Here is a 24,511-nt window from a genome sequence, read left to right on the forward strand (position 1 = left end):
TGATAGTGAACCTATTGGTTATTTTTTGTAAAAAGGTAATTTTACTACTTTGGCAGGAACATCATTTTTACGGATTCGGATATAGATATCGCTGTCAACGGCACTGTTGGCAACAGTTACGTAACCCAAACCAATTCCTTTATTCATAGATGGTGACATGGTTCCCGAAGTTACGATTCCGATTACAGTTCCTGTTGCATCAACGATTTCGTAATCATGTCTTGGCACCGCACGTTCTTGCATTTCAAAAGCAACAATTTTTCGGGTAACACCTTCTTCTTTTTGTTTTTTCAAGTTTTCAGAATTGGTGAATTCTTTGGTGAATTTAGTAATCCAGCCCAATCCCGCTTCCAATGGAGAAGTAGTGTCGCTGATATCGTTACCGTACAAACAGAATCCCATTTCAAGACGTAAAGTGTCACGTGCAGCAAGTCCGATTGGTTTGATTCCAAAAGCAGCTCCCGCTTCAAAAACTTTATTCCAAATTTCTTCCGCTTGGTCATTTTTACAATAAATTTCAAAACCTCCAGAACCGGTATATCCCGTAGCCGAAATAATTACATTGTCAAATCCTGCAAAATCACCTACTTCAAAGTGATAATAAGGAATAGAAGCTAAATCAAGGGAGGATAAAGATTGCATTGCTTCAACGGCTTTTGGTCCTTGAATGGCGAATAAAGAATATTCGTCTGAAAGGTTTTTCATGTCTACCCCTAAATCATTGTGGGCCGAAATCCATTGCCAGTCTTTGTCGATATTAGAAGCATTTACAACCAATAAATACTCTTCTTCTTTCATTTTGTAGATGATTAAATCGTCTACAATACCACCATCATTGTTTGGTAGACAAGAATATTGCGCTCGGCCAATAGTCAAAGTTGAAGCATCATTAGAACAAACTTTTTGAATCAAAGCCAATGCATTTGGTCCCGAAAGCAAGAATTCACCCATGTGAGAAACGTCAAAAACACCAACTGCATTTCGTACCGTTTCATGTTCAGCATTCACTCCTTCATAGGTAATTGGCATATTGTATCCGGCAAACGGAAGCATTTTTGCTCCCAAACTTTCGTGTATGTGCGTAAGCGCAGTATTTTTCATGTTTTTTGTAATAAAATTTAAAGTGGCTAATTTATTGATTTTTTATGGAGTGGCAAAGGCAAAAAGAAACAGATTCAAACGATTTCGTTTTTCTGTATTTCAATTCATTGACAGTTTAAATATAAAAAAGGCAAATCAAACGCAGGTTTCGATTTGCCTTTTTGGTTCCGTTTAATTTAAACGAGTATTAATATTTTGCGGGTTGGTTGTCTTTAGGAAGTGATTGTTTGATAAAAACCCTGATATCCTCATTGGCAGTTTCTAAATCTTGTTTTCTTAAATACATCATATGTCCGCTTTCATAACCTTTCCAGCTCATTCTTTCTTTTAGCTTTCCGCTGGGATCCATTTGCCATAAATTGTATTTCGAATTAAAATAATCACAGGCGCCATCATAATATCCGGCTTGAACCATTATATGTAAATACGGATTTTGTGCCATGGCTTGGCGCAAATTTTCCCCGGTTTGATCGTTTGAATTATCCCAAGGATGTACTGGACCAAACATATTGTATTTGAAATCGGTTTTGTAATTCAGGTTATTGCGAAGGTACATATTGATAGCTGGCGTGAAGGAATGCAACCAAGAAGTGAGTTCCGCATTAAAATCAGGACGATCTCCTGCGTCCTTACGGTCAATTCCTTTATAGCGTGAATCGAGTCTTCCTACAGTGAAACCTTGATCCCGCAAAAGCTCTTTCCAAAAATAATTATAAGGAACATTAAGATTGTTTTGTAATACTACTTTTTCCGAAAGTCCGGAATATCGCGCTATTTTTTCCGCAATTTCTTTTCTTTTTGCTTCATCAAGAGAACCTCCTTTGCTTAAAGCGGGTAGCAGTTCATTGAGGGTAAAATCTTCCACTTCGGGTAACATCGCAGTCAAATCTTTATTCTGCAAATCGGCAGCCAGCATTTTGTGATACCAGGCTGTAGCGGCAAAATAAGGCAGTTTAAGAGCAGCATCAGAAGCCACTCCACGAGTTATTCCTAGGGTTGTAGGGGAAACTAATATGACTCCGTTAAGATACATCCATTCGCTGTTTTGCAATTCAAGAGCAAGACCGGAAACACGGGTGGTGCCATAGCTTTCGCCAATTAAATATTTTGGTGAAGCCCAACGATTATTGCGTGTTACAAAGCCGCTGATCCAATCGGCCAGGTATTTAACGTCAGCATTTACACCAAAAAAAGTAGACTTTGGAATGTCTTTACTCGTTGCTCTGGAATATCCTGTGTTTACTGGGTTTACAAAAACAATATCGGCAACATCTAAAATAGAATACGGATTCTCCTTAATTCCATAAGGTTGCAAAGGGTAGCCTTCATCATCGATATTTAAGAGTGTTGGTCCGGTATAAGCAATGTGCATCCAAACTGAAGCCGAACCCGGACCTCCGTTGAAAGAAATTACCAAGGGTCGCGTAGCACGGTCTTTAACATCTGAGCGTTCATAATAAGTGTAAAATAACCCTGCAATGGCTTTCCCATCTTCGTCCCAAACGGGCATTGTTCCAGCGGTGGCTTTGTAAGGAACTTTTTGGCCTTTTATTGTTGTGGCATGTTCTGTGACAACACTTTGGTCAGGGTTAAAAATTAAATTAGAAGTCGAAAGATTCTCTTTAGCTGTTCCTTTTGAATCTTTAGACTGGCCGGCAGATTGTTGGGCATGGGATGTCTTGATAAATCCAACTAAGATTAATAAAAATAGTGTTTTTTTCATGAGATTGATTAACGGGTTTTTTGGAAAGTCAAATTTTGAATTTACTAAAGTATTGTTTTTTATAGCAACGACAAAAAAGCCAGAAGATATTTGTAAGAAATAATGTTAGCTTTTATTTTATTCGATCATTATTTAGGTTCTCCAAATGTGAGTATTTTACAAGCGATTGCAATTGATTATATTATTGTAATTTTATCCAATCCTAAGAAAATAAACATGCTACTTCCCATACTCATTGACCAAAAAGAAATTTTAAAATTTTATAAAGCAATTGATATCCATACTCATAAAGGGATTCAAGGACATGCGTTGATCATTGCCGGAAGCTATGGGAAAATTGGTGCTGCGGTGCTGGCTTCCAAGGCTTCTTTGAAAACGGGTTGTGGATTAGTGACTGTTTTTGTTCCCAAATGCGGTTATGATATTGTTCAGATTTCTATTCCAGAAGCAATGGTTTTGACAGATACTGCAGAAAAGTATATCTCAGAGATAACATTCGAGATCAAACCAAAAGCCATCGCGATTGGTCCTGGTCTAGGGTTGGAATTACTAACCCAAAATGCATTTCATAATTTTCTAAAAACCAATAAAGCACCTTTGGTTATAGATGCTGATGCGTTGAACATTTTGTCTCAAAATAAGTCTTGGCTTTCTTTATTGGCTCCCAAAACCATTCTCACACCGCATCCCAAAGAACTGGAACGATTGATAGGGAAGTGGGATTCTGACGAAGAAAAATTTGGTAAAACGATTGCCTTTTCTAAACAATATCATTTGATTGTGGTCATGAAAGGCGCGCCAACGCATATTATTGATGGTGAAACCGTTTATGAAAACACCACGGGAAACGCGGCATTAGCAACCGCAGGAAGTGGCGATGTACTGACGGGAATGATTTGTAGTTTATTGGCACAGTCTTATGGGGCAATCCATGCTGCAATTTTAGGCGTTTACCTTCACGGTTTGACCGCCGATATCGCTTTGCCAGAAACAGGCTATCAATCTTTTATCGCTTCGGATATTATTGGACATATTGGAAAAGCCTATTTGACTTTGGAAAATTGTCAGAAATAGCAGCAGAAGCTATAAAATCCAACGCAGTTATTTGTAAGTTTGTATTGGCGCAAAAAGTGCCATTAAAATTAGATTATGGAAAACAAACCCCATCTAAGAACCGTAAACGTTACGCGATACATTACCCCTTTGCGAGAAGGCGGTTCTTTGCCTGCCTTGGCGGAAGCCGATGATGATTTTAAATACGTTCTGAAATTCAAAGGTGCCGGTCATGGCGTAAAAGCCTTAATTGCCGAGCTGATAGGCGGAGAAATTGCCCGTGTCTTGAAATTACAAATCCCGGAATTAGTCTACGCCAATTTGGATGAAGCTTTCGGACGTACTGAAGGCGATGAGGAAATTCAGGATTTATTGCAAGGTAGTCAAGGATTGAATTTGGCTTTGCATTTTTTATCGGGAGCTATAAATTATGATCCCGTAGTCACGGTTGTTGATGCAAAATTAGCTTCGCAAATTGTCTGGCTCGACGCTTTTATCACTAATGTGGATCGAACTTTCAGGAATACCAATATGTTGGTTTGGCATAAAGAATTGTGGTTGATTGATCATGGTGCTTGTCTTTATTTTCATCATTCCTGGACTAATTGGGAAAAACATGCCAAAAGTCCATTTGCTCTGATAAAAGACCATGTGCTGTTGCCGCAAGCCTCGATGTTGGAGGAAGCTGATGTTCAGTTCAAGTCTATTTTGACAGCCGAAAAACTGCAATCGATTGTTGATCTTATTCCTTTGGAATGGTTGGAGTGGCAAGATACAGATGAAAGTCCTGAGGCTATACGTGAAGTTTATCTTCAGTTTTTATTGATGCGTTTAAGTAGTTCCGAAATTTTTATAAATGAAGCACAAAATGCAAGAAAAGCACTTATATGAATATGCGGTAATACGCGTTGTGCCTAGGGTAGAACGCGAAGAATTTCTCAATGTTGGAATTGTTCTTTTTTGTAAAAAAGCAAAGTTTATTAAGGTGCTTTATGTTATTGATGAACCAAAAATGCGGCTGTTTGCCGGTGATTTAGATTTGGATCAATTGCGATTGAATTTAGAATCCTTCCAGAAAATAGGTCATGGAGATAAAAACGGCGGACCCATTGCGCAATTTGAGATGCCCGAGCGTTTCCGCTGGTTGACTGCCTTACGAAGTTCAGCAATTCAAACCTCAAGACCGCATCCGGGAATGTGTGATGATTTAGAAAAAACCTGCCAACGCCTGTTTGAGGAGCTGGTTTTGTAATTTTTTTATATTCAAATTAGAGCAAAAGAAGCAATAGAAAAGTTGAAATAGAATCGAAAAGACGAATTAAAATAACAAAAACTATTCTATATTTTTCTCTAGTACAATAAATTCCAGAGGTTGCTCTGAGATTGGTATATGAATATCACTAACAGGAAAAAGTTCTCTTGCCCCTGTATCCACGTAACCGTGGCGTTTGTACCAAGCAATCAATTCTGCCCGAATTGAGATGACAGTCATGACAATTTTGGGTAAGCCTAATATTGTTGCATGGATTTCTGCTTGCGCCAATAATTTTTTGCCTATACCGCTGTTTTGCAATTCAGGAGAAACCGTCAGCATTCCCAAATACAATTGATTTTCTTTCTGGGTCAATAACACACAGGCTACAATTTGTCGGTTCTCTGTAAATTTGAGGACCGTATTTTTGGAATCTTGAAGGATTTGGTTTAATTCCATTTCAGTTGTGCGGCTTCCTTCCAGTAAATTTGCTTCGGTGGTCCATCCTTTTTTAGAAGATTCTCCTCGATAAGCGGAGTTTATCAATGTATTTAATGGGGAAACGTCTTCTATTGTCGCTTTTGTAATCATGCTACTATTTACCTGAGTTCTGACTTTGTATTTTTCAAAGGTAAAAAAAACTAGAACAAAATAGGATTTCGTTCTCGTTCTTTATAGGAAACTATTTTACGGCATTTTAATGAGAAATGTTTAGTCTGTTGGTTTCAATTTTCGTGATTTACCAACGTTTTTAGTAATATATCGGAATGATCAAAAATATCGTCTAATGTTAAGACTTCGGTTTTCGTTTCTTTCTATCCAAAAAAGATGTAATTAATTATTTTATATTGTTTTTTAGATTGAATGCTAAAAAAGTCCTAAAAAAAGGAATAAACTTGCCGCTTTCTTGGCTGGTTTTAGTATTTTGGCGCTAGAATCAATTACAACTAACAGATTAGTATGAAATATAGAGTCGCTACTGCGTCATTGAATCTCAGAGATTTTCCGGCAACAGATAATAATTCCAGAATTTTAACAAAAATTCCTTTTAGGCATACCGTTAAATTAATTGATAAAACAACAACAGATTGGTGGAAAGTAAAGCTTTTAAACACAGAAAAAGAAGGATTTGTATTTTCAAAAGATATTGAAATCGTTGACGAAACAACGGAAAAAAAATCAGACATTGAAGTGCCTAATTTTGAACCCGGTGTAAAAGGAAGTCTTGACAATAAAGAAGAAACCTATAGGCCAATGGCCGACCCGTCAATCCCTTTTAGAGACCTTACAAGTTTGGAAACAAAATTGACATCCATTAGGAATATTATCGATAAACTGGACGTTTCTAAAAGCTTCAGGTATCAAAAAGATGAGGCGGATACCTATTGTAATATTTATACTTTTGATTATTGTTTTTTTGCCAGAGCTTATATTCCAAGGCTAAGATGGACCGATAAGGCAATCGAAGAACTAGAAAAAGGAAATGAGGTAAGAGTGGCTTTTGACGATACGGTGAGGCCTTTTTACTCGAACTATATCTATGACTGGTTTGTAAAATCAGCTAGTGATTTTGGATGGAAAAAAATAGATAATGTTGATGCGCTTCAAAAGATGGTAAACACCAATGGCGGAGTAGGAATCATCTGCGCTAAACGATTCATTTTGAATAAATCAGGGCATGTTGTAGTGGTAGTTCCAGAAACGGATACCGAAAAAGCGTATAGAGTTGACGGAAAAGTTGTTTATCCGTTGCAGTCTCAAGCGGGAATGAATAATTATAATTATTTTTCCGAAATAAGAAAGGATTGGTGGAACAATAAAGATCCGGAAAAAGGCTATTCCTCAGCCATCTTTTATTATCATGATTAGATAAAAATGAAAAAGACTTCTTTAGGATTGTTTGTCTGCAAGAAGTCTTTTTTTATAAGATATTTTAAAAAGCTTAATCAGGTTTATACTACTACCGCACTTTTTTTAATCAGCAAGGAACTACAAAAACCACTTTCGTAATAGGTAGCATGTAAATTCGCGTATATTTGATTGTAGATTGCTATAGGGTCATTCGATTCTATTTTAATAGCCAAAATGTTTTCTAAAAGTGCAATAAGACCTGATGGTACGCAGGTTTCTTTGCCCTTTATAATAGATTCATAAACAAAGTTATTCCATTCTAAATCACAAATCGGGTTTTCAATTTCATTTAATATGGCATGATCCATAATGAAAACAAGAAAATTCAAAACCTCCTGTAGGTATTTTTCGTCAAAATAATCAAACATTCGGAACTCAATACCATGATTTTTGTGCTTGTGGAAATTTACATCAAGTCCAATTTTTTCAATTCTTTCGTAATCTGATATTTCAGAATAACGATTCACCCACCATAATGGATTTTCATGCATTGGATGCTCATCAAAATTCATCTGGACAATTTTTCCGGTTTTCATCACATTGGTGTCGTAAGTACCAATCCCGATGTATCTTGACATGGCACATCGTTGCGATGCTTTGGTTAGATTGACATTATCGTCATGATGGGATAAGTAATCAGAAGAGCCAAATTTGATCATAAACAACGGACTTAACCATTGAAACAAGCGTATAGTTCGCTGATGTTTTTTTATAAAATCTATTTTGTCTTTAATTTCACCTTCCTTGTTCAACTCTGTCGGAATGGTTAAATTAAAATGATAAGTCATGTTATTGAAAACAGAATAATTGTCATTATTGGAAACAAATATGGCAAAAGGATGGTTTTCTGAACAAATTTTGATATTGCCAAACTCCGGAAATATATTTTCTTTTTCCATTCCGCGCTGCAAGTTTGTTGAAAACTCTTGCTTAATGTTTGCTAGCTCTGCAATTACAGAATCTACATCTTTTTTATAGAAATCTTGAGTAACAAATTCAATAGTATCGCCATCAAAAATGAATTTTTTTTGAAGTTCATCTACGAAATAACTATTGTTTTTTTGTAATTTATCGAATATACTTTCCCCTGAATATGCTGGATTTGGTTCCTTATCTATAAAATCCAAAGTTTCATGTTCATTGTTTACATCAGTTTTTGTAAACGAATGCGAATTCATTAATACAGGAAGCTGATATTCTTTATCCGTTAAGATTTTCTGCAACGAATTTTCGAATACGTTTTCCTTGTAATTTTTAAAATGATTGACGCTATACTTTTCATGCAGTCCTTTAGTTAGCAAAAAATCTTTATCCACCGTTCGGCGTTTTTCAAACTCTAAATAACATTCATTTTCGATACCAATTCCCCAATAAAAATCGTTTGATTGATATTGATTGATATACTCTTTATGTTTGTCTAATAATTCAATTTCAAAACTAACATCATTCATGCTATGATTCGTCATAAATTTTTTTCTCCTTCTTTTAATAAATTATGTTGATATGGGAAGCTACTTTATCAGGTAGTTTTTGAAGTATTGTTTAATCTGTTGAATTCCTTTTTAGTTAAGATTCAAGAAGGGGACTTAATACTTGTTTTTTTTGCTTTCAAGTTGTTTTCTAATAATCTAAGGATTGAATATTTGCAACTTAATTTTTTTGCAAAAGTAGTTATAATATAAATCATATTCAAGTTATATTTTTAGATCTAGGTATTTATTTTTTTACTGCAAAAATTCTTATTCTTTATTTTTTAAAAAGTTTATAATCATGGATATAGGATTTATCCGTGAAGCCTTGTAGATTTTATTTTTTTGTGTTTTAAAAGAGAATTCACTCACGATGTTTGCTAGAGTAATTTTAATGGAAAACCAGCTACCAAAATTTATTTTGATAGCTGGTTTTTTTGCTTTGGGAAGATGTTTTTTAACCTAAAAAATCTTTTAATTCTTTATAAGTTTTAATTTTAAAGCTCACTTTTTCCTTATTCATCACGCTTTCTATTTGTGCAGGAATGGGCAATTTTACGTTTAAAATAGGTTCAACAACATCTAGGAATTTGATAGGATGTGCCGTTTCCAAAAATACGCCAATCGCATTTGGGTAGTTTTTCAGTTCTTTTTTTAATCCCAAATAACCAACAGCTCCGTGGGGTTCTGCAATATATCCGTCGGTGTCAAAAATGGTTTTCATCGCAGCTTTCGTTTCCGCATCGGTAAAAGTATAGGAAGAAAAATCTTTTTTGAATTGCTCCAAATCGTTATGATACATTTCCTGAATCCGAATAAAATTACTCGGATTCCCAACGTCCATTGCGTTCGAAATAGTTGCTTTGGATGGTTTTGGCTCGTAAATCCCGCTTTTTAAAAATCTTGGTACCGTATCATTTATATTTGTCGAAGCCACAAAATGGAGTAGAGGCAGACCCAATTTTTTCGCCATAATTCCGGCACAAATATTCCCGAAATTTCCGCTCGGACAGGAAAAAACGAGTTCTTTGTTTTGCTTTTTCAAAGTCTTGTAGGCAAAGAAAAAATAAAACATTTGGGGTAACCAGCGTGCGATATTGATAGAATTTGCCGAAGTCAGGTTTTTGTGTCGTAGGCTTTCGTCCAAAAACGCCTTTTTAACCATATCCTGACAATCGTCAAAAACACCATCAACTTCCAAGGCTTTTATGTTTTGTCCAAGAGTCGTTAATTGTTTTTCCTGAATGTCGCTCACCTTGCCCGAAGGATAAAGAATCACGACTTCTACGCCTTCAACGCCAAGAAAACCACTAGCAACCGCTCCGCCGGTGTCTCCGGATGTTGCGACCAGAACGGTGTTTTTGCTGTCTTTTTTGTCTTTGTTAAAATACGCCAAACAACGAGACATGAAGCGCGCGCCTACGTCCTTGAATGCCATCGTAGGTCCGTGAAATAATTCAAGGGAATAAATGCCTTTTTCGACTTCGACCACCGGAAAATCAAAACACAAGGTTTCGGCAATGATTTCTTTAAGTGTGGTTTCTGGAATTTCATCGCCCACAAATTGTTTTATCGCTTGGTAAGCAATTTCTTCATTGTTTAAGTTTTCGATGTTATCAAAAAAATCTTGAGCTAAAGGAGTAATGGTTTCTGGAAAATACAATCCTTTATCGGTTGCTAATCCTTGTATTACGGCTTCTTCGAAAGAAACCTTGGGTGCGTTATGATTTAAACTGTAATATTTCATTTTTAATTTACGATTTATGATATTAGAAATACAATTTTAGAATTCTGACATTGTATTTCTAATATCTTATATTATTTTCATTCCTTGGTCATTCACTTTCGAGACATGAATTTCGTAAGGCAATTTCATTTCTTCATAAACAATGCTCATAGCTTTGGCAATTTTATTGGCGGTAGTTTCTCCTTTGCTTAAAGCAAAAATAGAGGGGCCAGATCCGGATATTCCAGAACCCAAAGCGCCATTTTCTAAGGCAGTCTGTTTGATTAAATCAAAACCCGGAATTAAGACACTGCGAATGGGTTCCACAATTTCGTCATGTAGCGAACGACCTATCAAGTCGTAATCCTGAGTGTATAAACCTGCTATTAATCCGCCCACATTTCCCCATTGCATGATGGCACTTTTTAGAGAAACGTTTTGTTTTAATACCGAACGCGCGTCGGATGTTTTTAACTCTATTTGAGGATGTACTACCGTGACGTATAATTCCGAGGGGCTTTTTATTTTTATAATATCTAAAGGATGGTAACTTCTTACCAAGGTAAAACCGCCCAAAAGGGCAGGAGCTACATTGTCGGCATGGGCGTTGCCGCAGGCCAATTTTTCGCCTTGCATGGCAAATTGTACCAGATCTTTTATTTCGAAAGGGTTTCCCAACAAGGTATTGATTCCAAAAACAGCTCCAGCAGCACTCGCAGCACTGCTGCCAATTCCGCTTCCGGCTTTAATATGTTTGTAAATTTCGATATCAAATCCAAAGTCAGATTCAACAGCGTTCAATAAAGCCAATCCGGCTACACCAGCTACATTTTGTTCGGTTTCCAGCGGTAAATCGGCACCAACTATTTTAGTGATGCGAATTCCTTTCGCAGCTGATTTTCGGATGATCATTTCATCGCCTACATTGTCTAAGCAAAGTCCCAGAACATCAAATCCACAGGATAGATTAGCGATTGTGGCTGGGCAAAATATTTTTATTTCGTTCATTTTTTAAAAGTTTCAGAGTTTCAGAGTTTCAGAGTTTTTTAAGCTAGTATTTAATGACAAGCGACTATGCTTTGTGACTTTGAAACTCTGTGACTTACTATTTATACATTTCCTATTCTAATTACATCGGCAAAAATTCCAGAAGCCGTAACGGCAGCTCCGGCTCCGGCCCCTTTTATCAACAACGGTTGATCGACGTAACGATCTGTGTAGAATAAAACGATATTGTCTTTTCCTTCCAGATTGTAAAAAGGATGATCTTTTGGGATAAATTGCAAACCAACGCTTGCCTTGCCATTTTCGAATTGGGCCACAAATTTCAATCGGCTGTCTTTTTCTTTGGCTTCCGCCAAAATTCCTTCGAAATGACTTTTATGCTCAATTAGCGATTTGAAAAAATCCTCGTTATCTGCTGTTTCCATACATGCTGCGGGAAGAAAGGATTTATTTTCAATTTCTTCAATTTCCATTTGGTAGCCACTCTCGCGAATCAAGATCAAAATTTTACGGGCTACGTCAATTCCGCTCAAATCAATCTTTGGGTCGGGTTCTGTAAAGCCTTGCACGCCGGCTTCTTTTACCACGTCGTGAAAAGAACTCTTTTCATCAAAATTATTAAAGATGAAGTTCAGACTTCCTGATAAAACGGCTTGGATTTTATTGACTTTATCGCCAGATGCTACTAAGTTTTTTACCGTATCAATGATAGGTAATCCCGCGCCAACATTGGTCTCAAAAAGGAAAGGAGAGTTGAATTTTCGGGATAAATTTTTGAGATTTTTATAATTGTCAAAAGCAGAGGAACAGGCGATTTTGTTACAAGTAACCACGGCCACATTTTCTCTTAAATAGTGTTCGTATGTTCTGGAAACAGTTTCATTGGCGGTGATGTCTACAAAAATACTGTTGCGTAAATTCAATTTTTTTACTTTTTCGATAAATAACTCTTTGTTGGCTTCCTCGCTATTTTCTAAAACGGATTGCCATGATTTCAAGTCAATTCCATCTTCATCAAAATGCATTTTTCTCGAATTGGACAAAGCGATAACTCTGAGGTTTATTTTTAGGTTGTCTTTCAGGAATTTTTTTTGCTGATTTATTTGTTCGATAAATTTTTCGCCCACATTTCCAACTCCCATCACAAAGAGGTTCAATTGTTTGGTATTGTCTTCAAAAAAACGTTCGTGAAGGCTGTTCAGCGCTTTTTTTACATCTCTTTCGTTGATTACTACTGATATGTTTCTTTCGGACGCACCTTGGGCAATCGCTCGAATGTTGACATTGTTTTTTCCTAAAGTGCTGAACATTTTGCCACTCAAACCTTGATGATTTTTCATGTTTTCGCCCACCAGAGCAGCGATGCATAGATTTTTTTCTACGATACAAGAATCTATTTTATTTTGTAAAATCTCAATTTCAAAAGCCTTATTGATGGCATTTTTGGCAACTTCGGCATCAGTATTCAGAATTCCGATACAGATAGAATGTTCTGATGAGGCTTGAGTAATAAAAATAACATTGATATTTTCCTGAGACAATACCTCAAAAAGTCTTTTTGAGGAACCCGAAACTCCTATCATACCAGGGCCTTCAAGGGTAATCAAAGTAATATTGTCTATATGGCTGATTCCTTTCACAGGATTCGTATGCTGAAACACGTTATTAGAAATACAAGTACCGATGGCTTCCGGTTCAAAAGTATTTTTAATATGAATGGGAATGTTTTTTTTCAAAACCGGCTGAATAGTAGGAGGAAACAACACTTTGGCGCCAAAATGCGACAACTCCATCGCTTCCTGATAAGAAATGGAAGCAATAGGTTGGGCTTGTTTTACTATTTTCGGGTTGGCGGTATACATTCCGTTTACATCAGTCCAGATTTCCAAATCGCTGGCATTTAATGCCCCGCCGATTATCGCAGCAGTATAATCAGAACCTCCGCGGCCTAAAGTAGTGGTGATTCCGTCGAGAGAGGAAGCAATAAAGCCTGGTATCACAACAACTTGACTTTCATCTGAAGTAAAAAAATCACCAATAAGTTGGTTTGTAACTTCAAAATTTACCGCCGCTTTGCCAAAATTGTTATTGGTTTTAATCAATTCTCGACTGTCTTTATAGCTGCTGTTTTTTAAATTTTGTTTCAGTGCTTCGGCGATAATATAGGAAGACAATAATTCGCCAAAACTTAAAATAGTATCCGAAGTTCTACGAGATAATTCTCCTAAAAGAAAACAGCCGTCCAATAGCGTTTCGAGATGGTTGATGATTCGTTTAACATGACTCAATAAACTACTTTGTTGGCTTACTGGAATCAATTCTTTTAAAGTGTCTAAATGTTTTTTCTCTATTTCGGCTACAATTTCCTTGTAGCTTTCGTCCTTTGCGGCGGCTTTTGCAGCTGCCAATTGAAGCAAGTCGGTCACTTTACTAAGTGCCGATACCACTACAACTAGTTTGTCCTTGCTTGCTTGATTGAGAACTATATTTAAGGCTAATTTTATGTTTTGTGCATTGGCTACCGAAGTACCGCCAAATTTTAATACTTTCATTCTTGTTGATTTTATTTTGGAAAAAAAAGGGAGGCTATTTATACGTTCGATTCTCTTCTTTCTAAAAAAAAGAAAAATATAAATAATAGGTTTATATGTAAAATGTATACCCCTAAGGGGTAGTAGTTGTTGTAGTAATTGTAGAAATAGCAGAAGCTGCAACCCAAATTTGAGTTGTAATCGAAGAGTGATATGTGGTTCTGTTACTTGACATTATGATATTTCAAATGTACACTTTTTTTGTAAATTCGAAGCGAGTAAGTGTGTTTTTGCGAATATTTTAAAATAAGAAGTTTAATTGGACTCCAGTTGTCTATTTCTTAATTTACAAGCCTTTCATAAGAGCTATCATTATTTTTAGATTTAATTGAAGGTTTTTCTAAAAGTGTTTTGTGGTGCTTTTTCTAGTTTTTATTCCATCATTTAGGTACATCTAGTATAGACAATACGATATTTATAAATCAATTGGACGTTAATTCAGAATAAGATTTAGGTTTAAAACGTATTAAATTTGTTAAATTATTGTTTATTGATAAGAATTTTAAATTATCATTAATATATGTTGCTTTTTAATGTTGATTTGTGGAATTTTGGCTTTTTAAATTCGATACCTAATGGATAATATGCATTATATAAGTACCGCTGTACTTTCTTTAGAAATAGTTCAAGAGATCATTTCGCAACATAAATTATTAGAATTGTCTGAAGAAGCCAAAGTAAACATTCAAAAGTGTAGAGACTTTTTGGATAAAAAAATGGCTTCACATTCTGAACCAATTTATGGGATAAATACGGGTTTTGGTTCTTTGTGTAATGTGAAAATATCCAATGAAAATTTATCTAAACTTCAGGAAAATTTAGTTAAATCCCATTCTTGTGGAACAGGTGAAGAGGTTCCTAGCGAAATTGTAAAACTGATGCTATTGCTTAAGATTCAATCTTTGAGTTATGGACATTCTGGGATTCAATTGCAAACAGTAGAGCGTTTGATCGCTTTTTACAATAATGATATTCTGCCGGTAATTTATACTCAGGGTTCGCTGGGTGCTTCTGGGGATTTAGCTCCATTAGCTCATTTATCATTGCCATTGCTGGGTGAAGGCGAAGTTTATTTTGAAGGTAAAAAAGTACATTCTTCAGAAATATTGAAGCGTTTTAATTGGGGACCAATTGTATTGCAATCCAAAGAAGGTTTGGCTTTGTTGAACGGAACGCAGTTCATGAGTGCTTATGGAGTTCATATTTTGATGAAAGCGAATAAGTTTTCTTATTTAGCTGATTTGATCGCTTCCATTTCATTGGAAGGATTCGATGGACGTATTGAGCCTTTTCACGAATTGATTCATTTTATTCGCCCACATAAAGGACAAATCGTGACTGCTAATCGTATCAAAGGATTCTTAGAAGGAAGTGAAATTATTGAACAAGAAAAAACGCATGTTCAGGATCCCTATTCTTTCCGTTGTGTGCCGCAAGTTCATGGTGCTTCAAAAGACGCGATAGATTACGTAAGAAAAGTTTTTAAAACTGAAATTAATTCGGTTACCGATAATCCAAATATTTTTATTGAAAGTGACGAGATCATTTCGGGGGGGAATTTTCATGGACAGCCTTTAGCATTAGCACTGGATTTTATGGCTATTGCTTTGGCTGAATTAGGAAGTATTTCTGAGCGTAGAACCTATCAATTGATATCAGGATTGCGTAATCTTCCTGCATTTTTAGTAGATAACCCAGGACTGAATTCCGGTTTTATGATTCCACAATATACAGCAGCAAGTATTGCCAGTCAAAACAAACAATTGGCCACGCCGTCAAGTATAGATAGTATTGTTTCCAGCAACGGGCAGGAAGATCATGTGAGTATGGGCGCTAATGGAGCGACAAAAGCATTACGCGTAATGGATAATCTGGAACGTATTTTAGCCATTGAGTTAATGAATGCTTCCCAAGCAATTCAATACCGAAGACCATTGCATTCAAGTGATTTTATTGAGATGTTTTTGAGCTCGTATCGTGAGGAAGTTTCGTTGGTTACAGAGGATAGAATTTTGCATTATGACATTGAAAAAACAGTTTCATTTTTAAATAGTTTTCAGATCGAAGAAGATTTGTTAACATTGGCTTAACATTATCTTAAAATAAAGAATTAAATTTGTCCCCAAAAAATAAATAAAATGTCATTAAATAGTATTTTCCAATTTTTAGTTCCAAAGGACAAGAAGTTTTTCCCGCTTTTCGAGGAAGCATCCACTAACTTGATTGAATTAGCTTCAAACTTGCACGAAGCGGTTAATTTGCCTTTAAAAGAAAGAGAAGTTCTTTTTCAAAAAATAGACAAATTAGAACAAAGAGGTGAGGATATTACGCGTCAGACTAATTTAGAGTTAAGTAGAAACTTCATCACTCCATTTGATAGAGAAGACATACACTCTTTGATTACATCAATTGACAATGTTGCAGATAACCTTCAAGGTGCTGCAAGCAGAATGAGATTGTATCAAGTGGATAAGATTACTAAGTCGATCAGAAAATTGACAGAAATTAATCTTGAGGCTTGTCAGAATATTGATGCTGCGGTGAAAGAATTGAAAAACTTTAAAAACATCAAGAATATTACTGAAGCTTGTGCGAGAATCAGCAAGTTAGAGAATAAATCAGATAATGTTTACAATAAAGCAGTGTTTGAAATTTTTGAAAATGAAACTGACGCAAAAAATATAATTAAATATAAGGAAGTACTGTCTGTTTTAGAAACAGCAACAGATAAGTGTAAAAGTGTGGCAGGTGTTTTAGAATCAATTGCTGTAAAGCATTCTTAATTTAATCAGTTACTTTCTGAAATTACATTTATGGAATTTACTTTACTTATAGTTATAATTGTACTGGCTTTAGTCTTTGATTACATCAATGGTTTTCATGATGCGGCCAATGCAATAGCTACCGTTGTTGCCACAAAAGTTTTATCCCCTTTTCAGGCGGTAGTTTGGGCAGCTTTCTTTAATTTTCTGGCTTATTGGGTTTTTGGTTTTGGAGTGGCAGATACGGTTGCTAAAACGGCCAATACGCTTGAGATTAATCTGGTAGTGATTCTCGCCGGTGTTATAGCAGCCATTATTTGGAATTTATTTACCTGGTGGCAGGGGATTCCTTCGAGTTCTTCTCATACTTTAATTGGTGGTTTTGCTGGTGCAGCCATTGCTCATGCCATTGCAGTCCATGGTTTTTTTGAATATACCATTGTTAACGGTGCAGAAATACACAAAGCCTATTGGTACGATACCGTAAATTGGTATACAGCCGGTAAAGATGGTGGTTTTCCTTCGGGAGTTATGGTCATCGTTGCTTTTATCGTTTTGGCTCCTTTGTTGGGTGCTTTAATGTCGTATTTAATTTCTATTTGGCTTCTTAGTGCTTCTAAAAAAAGTATTTATCCTAAGATATTTACGGCAGTTTTGATGTTGTTAACGATCTGGTTTGTTGAAAGTCAGATGATTTATTACGATCAAATTAAGAAACCACGTTTTGATTCTCATTTTTGGAGTGTTGTTTTCGAATCACACAATATAAAATGGTTCTTAGTTGCTTTTATTATTTTGTCAATCAGTAGTTTTTGTTTGCTATTTAGTAGTTTAAACTTACACCAATCGGCATCTTGGTTGAAAAAGATGCAGTTATTGTCTTCTGCTGCCTTTAGTTTAGGTCACGGTGGAAATGATTCTCAAAAAGTAATGGGTATTATAGCGGCAGCCGTTACGGTCTATATCCATACTAGTGGAATTGCCCAAGAAAGTCTTCCTCATTGGTTGGATGTTGTGCTTCCAAATGAAGAGGGTGATTTCAGAATGCCTGAATGGATTCCTTTGGCGTGTTATTCTGCTATTGCAGCAGGAACATTGAGTGGTGGATGGAAGATTGTAAAAACAATGGGTTCCAAAATCACAAAAGTGAGTTCTTTTGAAGGTGTAGCTGCAGAAACTGCCGGAGCATTAACTTTATATTTTACTGAGCATTTCAAGGTGCCTGTAAGTACAACACATACAATTACCGGTTCTATTATCGGTGTTGGTTTGACTAAAAGGGTCTCGGCGGTTCGTTGGGGAGTTACGGTAAGTCTTTTATGGGCTTGGGTTTTAACCATTCCAATTTCAGCAATTTTAGCTGCATTGATTTATTATTTCCTTAGTTTATTCTTTTAAAATAGATCATAAAATCAGATACAAAAAACCATTAACAATTGTTAATGGTTTTTTGTTTTTGTCCAAAATAGGATTGTATGATTTAGAGATTGGTTTGGTGAAAGTAGTCTATAATGGTGAAATCATTTTATTTATATTCAATATTGGAAATCTGGAATTTAGTTGCTGTATTTGTAATTATTCCTGATGTAATTCGGTCTTAATTTCGATTGGATTGCTTAAAATAAGGTGTATCGGACATTTATTTGCAATGGCTAATAATCTTATTTTTTGATCCGCGTCCAGGTCTCCAAATAGTTGAATTGAACGCTCAATTTTGGTTTTATTTTCTGATGGATCTCTATCGAGTGTGACTTCGACTTTTACCTCAGTTAAATTCCATTTTTTTCTGTCGGCATACATCCGTAAGGTAATGCTGGTACAGGCAGCTAGCGAAGAGGCGAGCAACTCTTTAGAGTCAAACCCTAAATCATTTCCGCCATTACTTTCGGGTTCATCAGCGATTAGGATATGATTAGGAGATTTTATTTCTGTTTTGTACAGTTGCGTACCAATGTGCGCTGCTATTTTAGTCATAATCGATAGTGTTTATTTTGCTCAGGAAGTGGTACAAATTCATTTTCGCCGGGAACTTTATCAAAAGTTTGTGCCAGCCATTTGTCTTTAGCTTTTTCAATAAGTTCTTTGGTTGAAGCTACAAAATTCCAATAGATAATTCTTTCTTCGGGAAAAGCTTCTCCTCCAAAAATATAGATAGTTGTGTTTTCTGCCATATCAAAACTGCAAAGTTTACTGTCTTTAGCAACCAAAAGTTGTTTGGGTTCAAATATATGACCATCACTTTCAATGCTGCCTTCTAAAATATATAAGCCGCTTTCGCCAAATAGATGTTCTCCAATAGTAACCGTTTGACGATTGCTGCTTTTTAATTCTAAAAGATATAGCGGACTGTAAACTGGAACTGGTGATTTTTTGCCTAGAACCTCGCCAGCGATGAGCTTAAATGCAACATTTCCCAGTTGCCATTCAGGAATTTCATTCTCAGGAACATGAAGAAAGGAAGGTTCTATTTCTTCCAATTCCTTTGGTATAGCTACCCAAATTTGAAGACCGTGTAACATTTTATCGGAATCACGTAAATACTCAGGTGTTCGCTCTGAATGGACAATTCCTTTTCCTGCAGTCATCCAGTTGATTTGTCCGGGTTTGATTTCTATTTCGGTTCCCAGACTGTCTTTGTGCATAATACTTCCTTCAAACAAGTAAGTCAAAGTGGAAAGTCCAATGTGAGGATGCGGTGGAACATCGAGATTTTCGTAATTACTCATACAAGTTGGTCCCATGTGGTCAATGAATGCAAATGGTCCTACCATTCTTTTTTCTCGAAAGGGAAGCAATCGTCCTACCATAAAATTACCAATATTACTTGGACGTTCTTCTATTATCATTTTTATATTTGACATTTTGGGTGTTTTTTGAACTATAAATTTAAGAAATTAATCTTCTATATTTAGATTATTGAATAGTAAGATGATTTTCGGTTGGATAGTTTTGATAAAATGTCATGTGCAAATCATGACTTTTCTCCTAGTTTTAGTAGTTAGAACTAAAGTTATTGTTCGTCAGTTAGATTTGCTTCGTATTGAAAGCTCTTTTTAATTGATTCCGCTTAAATTTTTATGGATGCGCCTTCTTTTAAAGTGGGTTTGGCGAAGGTCTTTTTCTCCAGAAATAATACTGATGTTTCCGTCAATTTCAAGCATGGCCAGTTTTACATCTGTAAAATGTTCGACTCCATGTTCCCGCATGGCTTCTTTTAATTCTTCGGATGTGATATTTAGTTTGCTTAAGGTTTTAAAATCCAGATTTCCGTTGTGAATGAGGATTTCGGGTTTGTCTTGCATTAAATTACTTAGTTTAGGATATTTATACATCAATTTTTTGAAAACAAAATTGATTGTAAAAAGAACTGTTGCAGCTGCTATACCGCCCCAAAGACTACTGTTGTTTCCTACCATGGCGTTTTGAACGGCGTTGCTTATCAGTAAAATCAGAATAACATCGGCCGTGTTGAGCTGTGATAATTCTTTTTTGCCAAATAAGCGCAACGCAATCAGCATAAATAGGTATACGCTTGTACTTCGGATAATAATGTCAAGATAGGGGTTCATATTTTTAAGTGTTCAGTCTCGGTGTTCAAATCCGTAGCAGGCTGAGAACTGCAGCTGAGACTGAACAGTTTAAAACTATTTTAGTTTGAAATTTTTCTCGATGGCTCTAATCATTTCACCGGCAATGTCTTTGTTTGTAGCTCCTTCTATTCCTTCTAAACCTGGGGAAGAATTTACCTCCAGTAATAAAGGACCTTTAGAAGAACGAATGATATCAACACCGGCCACTTTTAAGTCCATTGCTTTGGCTGCTTTTATGGCGATGCGCTTTTCTTCGCTGGTTGCTTTTATTACTGATGCTGTTCCGCCAAGGTGAATGTTGGCTCTGAATTCTCCTGGCATGGCTTCACGCTGAATGGAGGCTACTACTTTGCCGTCTATTACAAAACAGCGAATGTCTTTTCCGTTTGCTTCTTTGATGAATTCTTGAACTAATATGTTGGCATTTAAGCTTTTGAAAGCGTTGATTACACTTTCGGCAGCTTTTTTAGTTTCGGCTAATACAACACCTTTTCCCTGAGTTCCTTCGAGTAATTTTACAATTAGAGGTGGGCCTCCAACCATTTTTATCAAATCGTTGGTATCTAAAGGAGAATTAGCAAAACCGGTTGTTGGTATTCCTATTCCGCTATTGAGTAGTAACTGTAATGAAAATAATTTATCACGTGATTGGGTGATTGCTGATGCTGAATTTAAACAGAAGACTTTTAATGCTTCAAATTGTCTTGTTAAAGCACAACCATAAAAAGTGATACTAGGTCTTATTCTTGGAATAATAGCATCAAATTGATTTAAAATTATTCCTCCTCGATAGTGAATTTCAGGTGTTTTTGCATCTAGTTTCATGTAGCATTCCTTGATGTTCAAAAAATGCATTTCGTGTCCACGCATTTCGCCAGCTTCCATGATTCGTTTGTTGCTGTACAGTTCAGGATTACTTGCTAAAACACCAATGCGAAGACCTGAACTGGCTTTCTCGGAGTTTTTATATAATTCTTTGAGGTTGTCTGAGCTGGGCTGTCCTAAAAGGTATTTTTGTTCCGGATCAACAAGAACCCTTCCGCTCATGGCTTCTCTGCCCAAAAGCATTCTGAAACCCATAGAGTCTCTATTGGTTAATGTCATTTCTATAGGCCAATTTGAATCCCCAATCTTCAAGGAAGTCTGAATAACGTAACGTTGTTCTCTAAATCCACTAGAACTTTTTACGATTCTTTTGTCAATTAGCGGCGCCTCACAATGGATTACTGTCTTTAAGTTGTTTTGGATAGGATTAATGTCAAATTTCACCCAATTAGTGTCGTTTTTAATGAACGGAGCTATGTTTATGGCATGTAAAGCAGAGGTCTTAGCTCCTGAATCTACACGGGCTTTGATTGTAGGAATTCCTAATTCAGGAAATGAACACCATTCTTCACTGCCTAGTATAACTTTGTTTTGAGACATATATCAATTTTGTTTAGACTTTTTATAAAAACCAAATGTAAATATTTGTTTTTAAAAAAATGTTTAATTTCTATAAAGAATCAGCCCGTTATGTTATAAAAACGTAACGGGCTGATTGGCTTGTTGCAGATAGAATTAACTATAGATTAGTTGGTTCAATTGCTTTTTTTATTTTTACTGTCAATTCTTGAACGCCATCTTCGATATCCATAAAAATTTCATCGCCAGAAGCAATTTTAGAAGTGATTATCTCTTCGGCAAGTGCATCTTCTACATATTTTTGAATGGCTCTTTTTAGCGGTCTTGCTCCAAATTGCTTGTCAAATCCTTTTTCAGCAATAAATGCTTTGGCTTTATCGGAAAGACTTAAATGATATCCTAAATCGGCTATTCTGGCATATAATTTTTTCAATTCAATTTCGATGATCAAATCGATATCGTGTTTTTCTAATGTATTGAATACGATTACATCATCAATTCGATTTAAAAACTCTGGAGCAAAGGTTTTCTTTAAAGCGCTTTCAATAATACTTTTAGAGTTGTCCTCGGCATTTGCAGTTCTTGCAGCAGTACCAAATCCGACACCTTGTCCAAAATCTTTTAATTGTCTGGCTCCAACATTAGAAGTCATGATGATTATAGTGTTTTTGAAGTCAATTTTTCGACCTAAACTATCGGTTAAATAGCCATCATCCAATACTTGCAATAACATATTGAAGACATCTGGATGTGCTTTTTCAATCTCATCTAATAAAACTACACAATAAGGTTTTCTGCGGACTTTTTCAGTCAATTGACCGCCTTCTTCATAACCTACGTATCCCGGAGGTGCTCCAACTAAACGTGAAATGGCAAATTTTTCCATGTATTCGCTCATGTCAATTCGAATCAATGCATCTTCAGAATCAAATAATTCTTTGGCTAGTACTTTGGCTAATTGTGTTTTTCCAACTCCTGTTTGTCCAAGGAAAATAAACGAACCTATTGGTCGGTTTGGGTCTTTTAAACCGGCACGATTTCTTTGGATGGCACGGGCAATTTTTAAAACCGCTTCTTTTTGACCAATAACCTTGCTTTCGATTAACTCTGGTAATTTAGCTAATTTATTGCTCTCGGTTTGTGCGATACGATTGACCGGAATTCCCGTCATCATTGAAACTACATCGGCAACATTATCTTCTGTAACCTCAATACGGTTGTTTTTAGCATCTTCTTCCCATTGTTCTTGGGCAATAGCGAGGTCTTTTTCAATGCGTTTCTCGTCATCGCGAAGTTTGGCTGCCTCTTCGTATTTTTGTTTTTTAACGACTACATTCTTCAATTCTCTAATATCTTCTAATTGACGCTCTAAATCAAGAATCTTTTTTGGAACTTCAATATTGGTGATGTGAACGCGTGAACCCGCTTCGTCCAAAGCATCGATAGCTTTGTCCGGTAAGAATCGTTCAGACATATAGCGATCTGTTAGCTTTACGCAAGCTTCAATTGCTTCTGGCGAATAAGTAACATTGTGATGGTCTTCGTATTTGTTTTTTACATTGTTTAAAATGGTAATCGTTTCTTCAACAGATGTTGGTTCGACAATTATTTTTTGAAAACGTCTTTCTAAGGCGCCGTCTTTTTCAATGTATTGTCTGTATTCGTCTAGGGTTGTTGCTCCGATGCATTGGATTTCGCCTCTTGCTAAAGCGGGTTTGAACATATTCGAAGCATCCAATGAACCTGTAGCTCCGCCAGCACCAACAATGGTATGAATTTCGTCAATAAAAAGAATGATATCGTCATTTTTTTCCAATTCATTCATCACTGCTTTCATGCGCTCTTCAAATTGTCCGCGGTATTTAGTTCCGGCGACAAGGCTGGCTAAATCTAAAGTTACCACGCGTTTATTGAATAAGATGCGGGAAACTTTCTTTTGTATGATGCGTAAGGCTAAACCTTCGGCAATGGCCGATTTTCCAACTCCAGGTTCTCCGATAAGAAGGGGGTTGTTCTTTTTACGACGGCTCAAAATTTGACAAACGCGCTCAATTTCTTTCTCGCGTCCTACAACAGGGTCTAGTTTTCCTTCTTCGGCCATTTCGGTCAAATCTCTTCCGAAATTATCTAAAACAGGTGTTTTGGATTTTTTGTTTGATTTGTTAGCCGGATTATTAAAATTCCCTTCTTTCAGACTGTCATCTTGTCCTAAATCGTCATTATAAGAGTCACTCGCTTTAGGCAAGTTCTCTAAAAAATCGTCTTCGTTTGGAGTCATATTTAAGTATTGTTCTTTAGCTACATCATAATCAATCTTTAATTTGTTGAGCAGCTTGGTTGTTGGATCGTTTTCATTTCTTAAAATGCACAATAATAAATGTGCCGTGCTAATGGAGGAACTTTGAAAAACTTTTGCTTCTAAGAAAGTGGTTTTTAAAGCACGCTCAGCCTGACGTGTCAGGTGCAGGTTTTTCTTTTCGATATTAGTATCTATGCTAGGGCTTGCAGGGCTTAAGATTTCTACTTTTCTACGTAAATGATCTAAATCGACTGAAAGGTTGTTTAATATTTGAATTGCCTTACCATTACCATCTCTGAGGATACCTAGCATTAAATGCTCGGTTCCTATAAAGTCATGCCCCAATCGCAAAGCTTCTTCTTTGCTATAGGTAATAACGTCTTTTACTCTAGGTGAAAAATTATCATCCATAATATATTTGGTATATGTAAATTTAGTGATTTAACAAATTAAAAACAAAAATCATTCCTTTGTTGAATCATGTCAGCTAAGAGACAAAAAAAAACAATAGAATAACAGGAAAACGGCCTTAATTTAGTAAACAAAAACAATGTTAATTTGTTAATAAATCCTTGAAATTAATGAGTAAATATGCCTTTAAAAATTTCTAAAAGACGTATATTGG

19 protein-coding genes are annotated in these 24,511 nt (G+C 36.0%); 7 read left to right on the top strand and 12 right to left on the bottom strand.

The genetic code is table 11. The features are described from left to right. Positions 1–18: 18 nt before the first annotated feature. Both gcvT and LNP19_RS09695 read right to left on the bottom strand, forming a co-directional pair. Positions 19–1,101, bottom strand: a complete 1,083-nt coding sequence (gene gcvT / locus LNP19_RS09690; RefSeq protein ID WP_230061732.1) for a glycine cleavage system aminomethyltransferase GcvT — start codon at positions 1,099–1,101, stop codon at positions 19–21. A 187-nt stretch (positions 1,102–1,288) separates the two neighbouring features. Continuing rightward, the gene (locus LNP19_RS09695; protein ID WP_230061733.1) at positions 1,289–2,824 is read right to left on the bottom strand and encodes a S10 family peptidase; all 1,536 of its coding nucleotides are present in this window, start codon (positions 2,822–2,824) and stop codon (positions 1,289–1,291) included. 216 nt (positions 2,825–3,040) lie between these two features. Here LNP19_RS09695 and LNP19_RS09700 point away from each other — a divergent pair, with 216 nt between their 5' ends. From LNP19_RS09700 to LNP19_RS09710, 3 genes are all read left to right on the top strand, one after another. Further along, positions 3,041–3,898: an NAD(P)H-hydrate dehydratase gene (locus tag LNP19_RS09700; protein ID WP_230064225.1), complete on the top strand. Its 858-nt coding sequence runs from the start codon at positions 3,041–3,043 to the stop codon at positions 3,896–3,898. 75 nt (positions 3,899–3,973) lie between these two features. Beyond that, positions 3,974–4,768 carry a HipA family kinase gene (locus LNP19_RS09705; protein WP_230061734.1) on the top strand — a complete coding sequence of 265 codons (795 nt, stop codon included), beginning with the start codon at positions 3,974–3,976 and terminating at the stop codon, positions 4,766–4,768. Then, the gene (locus LNP19_RS09710) at positions 4,746–5,129 is read left to right on the top strand and encodes a DUF3037 domain-containing protein (RefSeq protein ID WP_230061735.1); all 384 of its coding nucleotides are present in this window, start codon (positions 4,746–4,748) and stop codon (positions 5,127–5,129) included. The genes LNP19_RS09705 and LNP19_RS09710 overlap by 23 nt, the downstream gene beginning before the upstream one ends. Before the next feature lie 81 nt (positions 5,130–5,210). On the opposite strand, the gene LNP19_RS09715 is transcribed toward LNP19_RS09710, so the two are convergent. Next, positions 5,211–5,720 carry a GNAT family N-acetyltransferase gene (locus tag LNP19_RS09715; protein ID WP_230061736.1) on the bottom strand — a complete coding sequence of 170 codons (510 nt, stop codon included), beginning with the start codon at positions 5,718–5,720 and terminating at the stop codon, positions 5,211–5,213. Positions 5,721–6,089: 369 nt separating this feature from the next. Between LNP19_RS09715 and LNP19_RS09720 the strand changes: the two genes are divergently transcribed. Next, positions 6,090–6,998, top strand: a complete 909-nt coding sequence (locus tag LNP19_RS09720; protein WP_230061737.1) for an SH3 domain-containing protein — start codon at positions 6,090–6,092, stop codon at positions 6,996–6,998. 83 nt (positions 6,999–7,081) lie between these two features. On the opposite strand, the gene LNP19_RS09725 is transcribed toward LNP19_RS09720, so the two are convergent. The 4 genes from LNP19_RS09725 to thrA all read right to left on the bottom strand — a co-directional run bounded on the left by LNP19_RS09725 (position 7,082) and on the right by thrA (position 13,792). After that, positions 7,082–8,506 (bottom strand): hypothetical protein, encoded by a 1,425-nt coding sequence (locus tag LNP19_RS09725; RefSeq protein WP_230061738.1) that lies wholly within the window; start codon positions 8,504–8,506, stop codon positions 7,082–7,084. A gap of 460 nt (positions 8,507–8,966) precedes the next feature. Then, a complete protein-coding gene (gene thrC, locus LNP19_RS09730; protein ID WP_230061739.1) occupies positions 8,967–10,256 on the bottom strand; it encodes a threonine synthase in 1,290 nt (429 codons plus the stop codon). A 66-nt stretch (positions 10,257–10,322) separates the two neighbouring features. Next, positions 10,323–11,243, bottom strand: a complete 921-nt coding sequence (locus LNP19_RS09735) for a homoserine kinase (protein ID WP_230061740.1) — start codon at positions 11,241–11,243, stop codon at positions 10,323–10,325. Between the two features lie 101 nt (positions 11,244–11,344). After that, entirely contained in the window at positions 11,345–13,792 is a 2,448-nt protein-coding gene (thrA, locus tag LNP19_RS09740) for a bifunctional aspartate kinase/homoserine dehydrogenase I (protein ID WP_230061741.1), read from the bottom strand. A gap of 614 nt (positions 13,793–14,406) precedes the next feature. On the opposite strand from thrA, the gene hutH reads away from it, so the two are divergent. The 3 genes from hutH to LNP19_RS09755 are packed head-to-tail and all read left to right on the top strand — an operon-like array spanning position 14,407 to position 17,991. Further along, entirely contained in the window at positions 14,407–15,921 is a 1,515-nt protein-coding gene (gene hutH / locus LNP19_RS09745) for a histidine ammonia-lyase (RefSeq protein ID WP_230061742.1), read from the top strand. Between the two features lie 48 nt (positions 15,922–15,969). After that, positions 15,970–16,614, top strand: a complete 645-nt coding sequence (locus tag LNP19_RS09750; RefSeq protein WP_072937988.1) for a DUF47 domain-containing protein — start codon at positions 15,970–15,972, stop codon at positions 16,612–16,614. 30 nt (positions 16,615–16,644) lie between these two features. Beyond that, complete coding sequence (locus tag LNP19_RS09755) at positions 16,645–17,991, top strand: inorganic phosphate transporter (RefSeq protein ID WP_230061743.1); 1,347 nt, start codon at positions 16,645–16,647, stop codon at positions 17,989–17,991. Positions 17,992–18,168: 177 nt separating this feature from the next. Here the strand turns inward: LNP19_RS09755 and LNP19_RS09760 are convergent, their stop codons facing one another. The 5 genes from LNP19_RS09760 to LNP19_RS09780 form a co-directional block, all read right to left on the bottom strand. Next, positions 18,169–18,567, bottom strand: coding sequence for an OsmC family protein (locus tag LNP19_RS09760; RefSeq protein ID WP_230061744.1), 399 nt, complete (start codon positions 18,565–18,567; stop codon positions 18,169–18,171). Beyond that, the gene (locus LNP19_RS09765) at positions 18,564–19,454 is read right to left on the bottom strand and encodes a pirin family protein (protein WP_230061745.1); all 891 of its coding nucleotides are present in this window, start codon (positions 19,452–19,454) and stop codon (positions 18,564–18,566) included. The genes LNP19_RS09760 and LNP19_RS09765 overlap by 4 nt, the downstream gene beginning before the upstream one ends. Positions 19,455–19,646: 192 nt before the next feature. Continuing rightward, positions 19,647–20,162, bottom strand: coding sequence for a DUF421 domain-containing protein (locus LNP19_RS09770; protein WP_230061746.1), 516 nt, complete (start codon positions 20,160–20,162; stop codon positions 19,647–19,649). A gap of 75 nt (positions 20,163–20,237) precedes the next feature. After that, a complete protein-coding gene (gene rimK, locus LNP19_RS09775) occupies positions 20,238–21,608 on the bottom strand; it encodes a 30S ribosomal protein S6--L-glutamate ligase (RefSeq protein WP_230061747.1) in 1,371 nt (456 codons plus the stop codon). Between the two features lie 139 nt (positions 21,609–21,747). Further along, entirely contained in the window at positions 21,748–24,297 is a 2,550-nt protein-coding gene (locus tag LNP19_RS09780; RefSeq protein WP_230061748.1) for an ATP-dependent Clp protease ATP-binding subunit, read from the bottom strand. Between the last annotated feature and the right edge of the window lie 214 nt (positions 24,298–24,511).

This window comes from Flavobacterium acetivorans (assembly GCF_020911885.1).
GTDB classification, from domain to species: domain Bacteria; phylum Bacteroidota; class Bacteroidia; order Flavobacteriales; family Flavobacteriaceae; genus Flavobacterium; species Flavobacterium acetivorans.